We start from the raw sequence: 8068 nt of genomic DNA, 5'->3' as shown, positions 1-8068 counted from the left end.
GAGGTGATCAGCCATGCGGTCTGGCTGTACTTCCGCTTTCCGCTTAGCCTTCGCATGATCGAGGAGATGCTGGCGGCACGCGGCATCGTGGTTAGCCACGAGACTATCCGGCAGTGGGCGCTCAAGTTCGGCCAGGAGCTCGCCAACCAGATCCGGCGGCGGCTGCCCCGCGCTGGCGACAAATGGCACCTCGACGAAGTCGTCATCAAGATTGCCGGGGTGAAGCACTGGCTCTGGCGTGCCGTCGATCAGACCGGGATGGTGCTCGACGTCCTGATCCAGAGCTGGCGCGACAAGCGTGCGGCAAAGCGCCTGCTGCGCAAGCTGCTGAAGCGGCAGTGCCGGGCGCCCTGCGTCATGATCACTGACAAACTCCCGAGTTACGGGGCGGCCAAGCGGGAGGTGATGCCCGCTGTCGAGCACCGCCAGCACAAAGGCCTCAACAACCGGGCCGAGAATTCACACCAGCCAACGCGACAACGAGAGCGGCAGATGAAGCGCTTCAAGTCAGCGCGGCAGGCACAGCGTTTTCTTTCTGCCCATGACCAGATCGCCAACCTCTTCCATCTGCGCCGCGACCACGTCACCGCCAGCGAGTATCGCGCCGCAAGGCTGCGCGCGTTCCAAATGTGAGCCGACATCAGTGGGGTCGCTGCGGCGGCGTGACTGTCGATCGGTCGCTGCCGCGACCGGGCAACTTGCTTCACCCAAGGCAGCAACTTGACGGTGCCGGCGGCGGCGCACCAAGGAAGCTACGCTGCTCGCGCTCGAAAGTGACCGGCGCCAGTTCCTCGGCCATACCGAAGCGCGTGACCATGGCGCGGGCGATGTCGGTGACCCGCTGCAGGTCGTCCGCCGCGCCGGTCGAAATGCGGTTGAATACCAGCACCTCTGCTGCGCGGCCGCCCAGGAGTACAGCCATCTTGTTCTCCAACTCCTCCCTGCTCATCAAGAACCGGTCCTCGGTGGGGCGCTGGATCGTGTATCCCAGCGCACCCACGCCCTAGCGCCCGGTGCGAAGGGCACGACGATCCGCACCGGCCGCTGCGGCCAGGCGGGCTGGGCCGGCGCGGGCGCCGCTAGGACAGAAAGGACTAGCGCCGCGCGGCGCGTCACTGCGGGGCCCGAGGGGCATCCTGTCTCGCGGCCGCTCATGCCTTGTCCTCCCCGTTGTACCCTCAACCCGCGGCCAGTGCCTCCACCAGCGCCTCTACGGTCGCGCAGCAGCGTACGCCGGCGGCGGTTAGCCTGGCCTGCTTCGCGGCATGTGTGCCGAACTCGCCCCAGGTGAGCGCGCCGGCATGGCCCATGGACACACCTTCCTTCGCCTCCCGCCCCGCAATGATGGCGAAGACGGGCTTGGCGCTCGGCGTGGCAGCGAGGGCCGCGGCGAATTCCTCCTCCTCCGCCCCACCGACCTCGCCCACCAGGACGATCGCGCGGGTGGCGGGATCGGCCAGGAAGACGGGCAACAGGTCTGCGAAGCGAACCCCCTTCACCGGGTCACCGCCAACGCCGATCCAGAGGCTCTGCCCGAGGCCTCGCTGCGCCATGCGGTAGCCGACCTCATAGGACAGGGTGCCGCTCTTGCTCATCAGCGCCACATCGCCGGGGCGGAGCGAAACATCGGGCAGGAACCCGATCTTCATCCGCCCGGGCAGGGCGAGGCCGGGGGTGGAGGGGCCGACCCAGGTCGCGCCCGCGGCACGCGCCGCCCGGCCGATGGCGATCGAGTCATGCACCGGCACGCCCTCTGCGATGGTCACCAGCAGGCGGATGCCGGCGGCGAAGGCGGCTTCCGCCGCGGCCCGCATGCCGGCCGGCGGCACCATGGCGATGGCGGCCTGTGCCCCCGTTCCCGCCACCGCGGCTGCAATATCGGCGAAGACCGGGATGCCATCCTGCTCGGCTGGCGCATCGGCGCGGAGGGCGGTGCCGCCGACGATATTCGTGCCGTAGCGGCGCATATGCGCGGCATGGGCGCGGCCCATGCGGCCGGTCAGCCCCAGCACGAGGACGGGCGTCCGGGCGGAAAGGCTGGCGATCATGATGCGCGCAACGCCGCAATACGGGTCAGGGCCTCGGGCAGGCTGTCCACAACCGCGACTGCCGGATGGCGCCGCTCCAGCTCCGCCCGCCCGGCCGCTGCCCCGTTGCCGACCAGCCGCGCCACCACCGGCAGCCGCAGCCCGGTCCGGTCGAGCGCGTCCGAGAGCAGCCGGCCGAACTCGCCGAGATCGGTGATTCCGGCGAAGATATTGACCAGCACGACGCGCACCTGCGGGCGCTCGGCGATCCAGCCCAGCACGCGCACCAGTCGGGCCGGGTCGCCGCGAAGCTGGCCCGTGCGCAGATCGCAGAAATTCAGTGGCTTCAGCCCGGCCGCCTGCATCTCGTCTACCACCACCATCGACAGGCCGGCGCCGGTGGTGACCAGCCCGACCTCGCCCTCGGGGTCGATTTCGACATAGTCGAACCCCTCCTCCAGCTTGCGGACCGCGTCCGGATAGGCGTCGGGCCGGGCGAGGACGAGGTCGCGCAGGTCCGCGCGCGTCTCGGCCAGGTTCAGGTCCAGCACCACCTTCGCATCGCCCGCAACAGCGCCATCCGGCCCGAGGAAGAGCGGGTTCACCTCCGCCAACAGCAGCCCGTCCCGCAGCAGCGCCCGGACCAAGCTTACGGTGGCCTCGCGCAGCGCTACGCGGTCCCTTGGCGGAGCCTCGGCCAGCAACTCCTCGGCTGCGACCAGGATCGCGCCTTCCTCCGGAGGGGCAAGGCGGCTGGCGATCTCACCTGCTTTTTCCACCTCGATGCCGCCGGCGCGCGTCCAGGCGATGCGGACACCGTAGCTGACGGGATCCACCAGCAGCGACAGGTAGTGCTCCTCCGCCCCCGCGACGGCCTGCTCCACCAGGCACATCGTCACCGGATGGCCGCGCAGCGTGCCGCCTAGCAGACGTCGCAGCGCTTCCGTCACCGCCTCAGCATCCCGGCAGAAGGCGATGCCGCCCGCCTTGCCGCGGCCACCGACCGGCACCTGCGCCTTGACCACCCAGGGGCCGGGCCCCTCCGGGCAGAAGCCCTCTGCCTGCCGCACCAGCGCCGCCGCTGGCACCCGGATGCCGTGCCGCGCCAACAGCGACTTTCCATCAGCCTCAACCAGCAGCATGGGCCGCTCCTCAGTAGGTCTTCAGGCCCATGATGCCCTCCGGGCCCATGGTGCCGTCGAGGATGCGCTTGCCGACCAGGTCCCGCAGCGATTCCGAGGAGCCGCCGCCGAGCGAGCCGTAGCGCGCCCCGCGATAGAGGCGGGAGACCGGGTATTCATCCGTGAAGCCGTAGCCGCCATGCACCTGCAGTGCCTCGCCGGTGACACGGATCGACATCTCGTTGCAGAAGACCTTGGCAGTCGCCGCCATGAAGGGATCGGGGAAGGGATTGGCGGTCAGGCAGGCGCGGTAGAGCAGGCCGCGCCCCGCCTCGATATCCTTCAACATATCGGCGAATTTCCAGCGGATACCCTGGTTGTCGGCAATCGGCTTGCCGAATAGCGTCCGCTCTCGCACATAGGACACGGCCTCGTCGAAGGCGCCTTCCGCTAGGCCGAGCGAGATGCTGGGGTTGAGGCAGCGCTGCGTGTTGAAGGCCGTGAGCAGCTTGCGGAAGCCGTCCTCCTCGATCACTAGGTTCTCGGGCGGCAGCTCGCAATTCTCGAACTGCACCTCGTGCAGGTTCTCGCCCCCCATGGTGTGGTAGGTGCCGGTGACGGCAAGGCCGGGCGTGCCCCGTTCCACCAGGACGCAGCCGATGCCCTCCCGACCCGGCTGCCCCTCCACCCGGGTGAAGACGACGAACATCCCCGCCTCCTCGGCGCGGGAGATCAGCGTCTTGGTCCCGTTTAACACCAGGTGGTTGCCGCGGCGGATAGTGTTGGTCCGGTAGTTGGCGACATCCGTCCCGGCATGCGGCTCGGTCATGCAGATCGATAGGATGCAGTCGCCAGAGACCACCTGCGGCAGGATGCGTTCCTTGATCGCCTTCGGCGCGTAATGGGAGATAACACGGGTCTGCACGCCGGCCTCGCCGAGCACCGCCATTGCGGTGACGTAGTCGACCTTGGCGATCTCCTCGAGGATAAGGGCGCTGTCGAGGATCGACAGGCCGAGGCCGCCATACTCTTCCGGTACCGACATGCCGAGAACGCCCAACCCGGCGAGCTTCCTCATGTTTGGCCAGGGGAAGGTGCCGTCCATCCATTTCGGGGCGTCGCGCCGGAATTCCCCCTGCGCGAGCGCACGCACCGAGGCGACCATCTCGCGCTGCTCGGGGCCGATCCTGAACTCCATACCGTCCTGTCCCGACCGTTTCCTCGCCGCCAGCCTGCCCCGCGGCCGGCGCTCCTGCCATCGACTTTTCCGCAGCATTCCCCCGATCTAAACTGCGGGCCGGGAGGGCCCATGCGCCGCTTGCCGCCACTGAACGCGTTGAAGGCCTTCGAATCCGTGGCGCGGCACGGCTCGCTGACCCGTGCCGCGGAGGACCTGTTGGTCACGCCTACCGCAGTGGGACGGCATGTGCGGAATCTCGAGGATTTCCTCCAGGTCTCCCTGTTCGAGCGGGAGGGCGGCGTGCTTCGCCTTACACAGCCGGGCCGGCGCTATGCCCAATCCGTTGCCGAAGCCTTCGGCCAGATCGCGGAGGCCACCGATGCGCTGCGCGCCACGCCCGGGCGGGTGCGCCTGGCGGTTCATGCCTACACCACCTTCCTGGTGCGCTGGCTGATCCCGCGCCTGTCCTCCTTCCATGCGCGCCATCCGGAGATCGAGTTGGCGCTGTCATCCGGCTATGACCCGGTAGATTTCGAGCGGGACCGGGTGGATGTCACGGTGCGCTACGGCCATGGCCGCTGGCCTGGCCTCGCCGCGACCCGGCTGTTCGAGGACGAACTGGTCGCCTTCGGCCCGCCCGGCACGCGGGACCGGCTGTCCGCCGGCGGGCCGGAGGCGATCCTGCGGGAAACCCTCATCATCCATCAGCGCCGCCCACAGGACTGGGCGGATTGGCTGCGCACCGCCGGAATCGAGGGGCGGCCGCAGCGCAAGCTCGAATTCGACGACCTCGCCCTCGTCTGGCAGGCGGCTGCCGATGGGCTCGGCATCGGGCTCACGCAACGGCGCTACCTCGCCGCGGATATCGCGGCACAGAGGCTGGAGCAGATCTCCGATACCGTGCTGCAACGCGGGCGCGGCTATTACGCCGTCTGCCCGACCGAAGCCGCCATGCGGCCCAGCGCGCGCGCCTTCCTAAACTGGATCACGGGCGAAGCAGCCGCGGCAGGTCACCGGTAACATAGCCCTGCCCGAGGGTGGCCAGCGGCGCGCCCGGACCTCATCATGGCGCCTTCAAGCAATAACCCACTTGGGAGAAAACGTGTCGCCCATGCTCGGTGCGGCCTACTGCGGCCCACACCCTGCCCAGACGAGCCGGAACGCCCGTTGGTAAATGTCCAGTTCAACGAGGAAGCTTGGGCTGGAGAAATGACGCCTGTGAGCGCATTGCTGAACGGCGAGGGTTGGCCGGAAGAAGACCGGCGGCTTTGGATGACCGGACGGACGGAAGCAGATCTTCGTCGTTGATGGGCCAAGCAGCAGGGTTCGACGCCAAGCAGACCTACAAACGTGTTGCCTACGAACAGGGCGTAAACCCAAAGCGGGCCATCCACCACCTGTCGGCTCACTTCCATTTTCTGGGATCATGTTGTCGCCCTAACCTTGCTCGAAGGCCAACCGGCCGGGGAGGAAACGAGCATGCGGCACGTGTATTACACGGTGTGGTTCGTAATCATCCTGTCGCTGGCTGGTTTCCCGGCCGCCGGCCAGCAGGGCCTCTCGCCCGGCAGCCCGATCCGTCTCCTCGTCGGCTTCACTGCCGGCAGCGCGCTCGACCTCATGGCACGCCCCCTGGCGCAGAAGCTGTCCGAGCGGCTCGGCCAGCCCGTGGTCGTTGAGAACCGCCCCGGCGCGAACGGCGCGTTGGCGACGGAGGCCGCGGCGCATGCGGCGCCGGACGGCCGCACGGTGCTGATGGGCACCTCCGGGCAGACCGTGATCACGCCGCTGCTGCGCAGCGACCTGTCCGTCGACCCGGCGCGCGACCTGCGGCCGGTGGCCAGCATCGTGCAGCCCGTGCTGACCGTCACCGTGCGGTCGGACCTGCCCGTCACGGACTTCGCCGGGCTCGTCGCCCTAGCCCGGGCGCAGCCGGGCCGGCTCGTCATGGGATCGGCAGGGAACGGCGATCCGAGCCACTTGGCGCTGGAATTGCTGAAGCGGGAGATGGGGCTCGACATCCTGCACGTGCCCTATCGCGGCTCCGGACCGGCCTTGCAGGACCTGCTGGGCGGCCGCATCCAGCTGATGATTGCGCCCTACATCGTGCTGAAGAGTTCCGTGGAGGCGGGGCGCCTGCGGGCGCTTGCCGTCACTGCGGCAAGTCGTGCCCCGTCCCTCCCGGCCCTGCCGACGGTGGCGGAGGCAGGCGGTCCCGCCGGCTTCGAGGTGGCCGGCATCGTCGGCCTCTACGTCGCCGCGGCAACGCAGCCCGCTGCCGTCGCGCGGCTTGAAGCCACAGTCGCGGACGCCCTGCGCGCGGGCGAACTGGATCGCTTCTACACGGAGCAGGGGCTGATGCCGGCGTTCCGCGGCAGCGAAGCCTTCGCTGCCCGATTGGCGCAGGAACGAACGAAGTGGAGCCGTGTCATCCGCGAGGCCGGCATCACCGCCGACTGAGCCAGGCAAGGAGGGCCGTTCATGGCCGAGGCGACCGCAACGCTCCCTGCCTTCGGCGGCGCCGGCGCCGAGGTCTACGAACGCAACATGGGGTGCTGGAGCCGGCGGCTGGCCCCGCTGCTGCTCGACTTCGTTGGTGACGAGGCGCTGCCGGACGGGGCGGAGATCCTGGACCTGGGCTGCGGCACTGGCAGCCTGACCTTCGCCCTGGCGGCACGGCACCCGGTGGCCCGCATCACGGGTTGCGATATCGCGGCCCCACTGCTGGCGCACGCGCGTGCGGCGAACCCGGCCCCCGGACGCGTGGGGTTCGAGCACGGCGACGCTTGCGCCCTGCCTTTTCCAAACGGGCGCTTCGACCAGGTGCTGTCCAGCCTCGTTCTGATGTTCCTGCCCGATGCCGGAGCGGCGCTGCGGGAGATGCGCCGTGTTACCCGGCCCGGGGGCCTCGTCGCGGCGGCGACCTGGGATTTTTGCGGCGGCATGCCGCAGCTGCGGCTGCTGGCCGACACGGCGGCGGCCCTCAACCCGGCCGGGGATGCATGGCGGGCACCGTCAAGTTGTTGGCCTTGGGTGAAGCAAGTTGCCCGGTCGCGGCAGCGACCGATCGACAGTCACGCCGCCGCAGCGACCCCACTGATGTCGGCTCACATTTGGAACGCGCGCAGCCTTGCGGCGCGATACTCGCTGGCGGTGACGTGGTCGCGGCGCAGATGGAAGAGGTTGGCGATCTGGTCATGGGCAGAAAGAAAACGCTGTGCCTGCCGCGCTGACTTGAAGCGCTTCATCTGCCGCTCTCGTTGTCGCGTTGGCTGGTGTGAATTCTCGGCCCGGTTGTTGAGGCCTTTGTGCTGGCGGTGCTCGACAGCGGGCATCACCTCCCGCTTGGCCGCCCCGTAACTCGGGAGTTTGTCAGTGATCATGACGCAGGGCGCCCGGCACTGCCGCTTCAGCAGCTTGCGCAGCAGGCGCTTTGCCGCACGCTTGTCGCGCCAGCTCTGGATCAGGACGTCGAGCACCATCCCGGTCTGATCGACGGCACGCCAGAGCCAGTGCTTCACCCCGGCAATCTTGATGACGACTTCGTCGAGGTGCCATTTGTCGCCAGCGCGGGGCAGCCGCCGCCGGATCTGGTTGGCGAGCTCCTGGCCGAACTTGAGCGCCCACTGCCGGATAGTCTCGTGGCTAACCACGATGCCGCGTGCCGCCAGCATCTCCTCGATCATGCGAAGGCTAAGCGGAAAGCGGAAGTACAGCCAGACCGCATGGCTGATCACCTC

At 68.7% G+C, this 8068-nt stretch carries 8 protein-coding genes and 1 pseudogene; 4 read left to right on the top strand and 5 right to left on the bottom strand.

Features of this window, described 5'->3' with window-relative positions:
* A partial coding sequence (locus EP26_RS28405) for an IS6 family transposase (protein ID WP_043344317.1) occupies positions 1 to 633 on the top strand: 633 nt, incomplete at its 5' end.
* 70 nt (positions 634 to 703) lie between these two features.
* Here EP26_RS28405 and EP26_RS28400 read toward each other — a convergent pair.
* The 4 genes from EP26_RS28400 to EP26_RS28385 form a co-directional block, all read right to left on the bottom strand.
* Positions 704 to 1000 (bottom strand): M41 family metallopeptidase, encoded by a 297-nt coding sequence (locus EP26_RS28400; RefSeq protein WP_043344336.1) that lies wholly within the window; start codon positions 998 to 1000, stop codon positions 704 to 706.
* A gap of 178 nt (positions 1001 to 1178) precedes the next feature.
* Positions 1179 to 2048, bottom strand: coding sequence for a hypothetical protein (locus tag EP26_RS28395; RefSeq protein ID WP_043344334.1), 870 nt, complete (start codon positions 2046 to 2048; stop codon positions 1179 to 1181).
* Positions 2045 to 3169, bottom strand: a complete 1125-nt coding sequence (locus EP26_RS28390; protein WP_043344330.1) for an ATP-grasp domain-containing protein — start codon at positions 3167 to 3169, stop codon at positions 2045 to 2047. The genes EP26_RS28395 and EP26_RS28390 overlap by 4 nt, the downstream gene beginning before the upstream one ends.
* A 10-nt stretch (positions 3170 to 3179) precedes the next feature.
* Positions 3180 to 4346: an acyl-CoA dehydrogenase family protein gene (locus EP26_RS28385; RefSeq protein ID WP_043344325.1), complete on the bottom strand. Its 1167-nt coding sequence runs from the start codon at positions 4344 to 4346 to the stop codon at positions 3180 to 3182.
* 111 nt (positions 4347 to 4457) lie between these two features.
* On the opposite strand from EP26_RS28385, the gene EP26_RS28380 reads away from it, so the two are divergent.
* The 3 genes and pseudogenes from EP26_RS28380 to EP26_RS38795 form a co-directional block, all read left to right on the top strand.
* On the top strand, positions 4458 to 5348 hold the full coding sequence (locus EP26_RS28380; RefSeq protein ID WP_043344322.1) for a LysR substrate-binding domain-containing protein: 891 nt from the start codon (positions 4458 to 4460) through the stop codon (positions 5346 to 5348).
* 459 nt (positions 5349 to 5807) lie between these two features.
* Positions 5808 to 6788 carry a Bug family tripartite tricarboxylate transporter substrate binding protein gene (locus EP26_RS28375; protein ID WP_043344320.1) on the top strand — a complete coding sequence of 327 codons (981 nt, stop codon included), beginning with the start codon at positions 5808 to 5810 and terminating at the stop codon, positions 6786 to 6788.
* Between the two features lie 21 nt (positions 6789 to 6809).
* A pseudogene (locus EP26_RS38795) lies at positions 6810 to 7247 on the top strand (class I SAM-dependent methyltransferase); the annotation flags it as partial.
* A 188-nt stretch (positions 7248 to 7435) separates the two neighbouring features.
* On the opposite strand, the gene EP26_RS28370 reads toward EP26_RS38795, so the two are convergent.
* A partial coding sequence (locus EP26_RS28370; RefSeq protein WP_043344317.1) for an IS6 family transposase occupies positions 7436 to 8068 on the bottom strand: 633 nt, incomplete at its 5' end.

The sequence above is a fragment of the Belnapia moabensis DSM 16746 genome, from assembly GCF_000745835.1.
Lineage (GTDB): Bacteria > Pseudomonadota > Alphaproteobacteria > Acetobacterales > Acetobacteraceae > Belnapia > Belnapia moabensis.
Note: the sequence above shows the minus strand (reverse complement) of the source record. Positions and strands in the feature narration are given on the sequence as shown.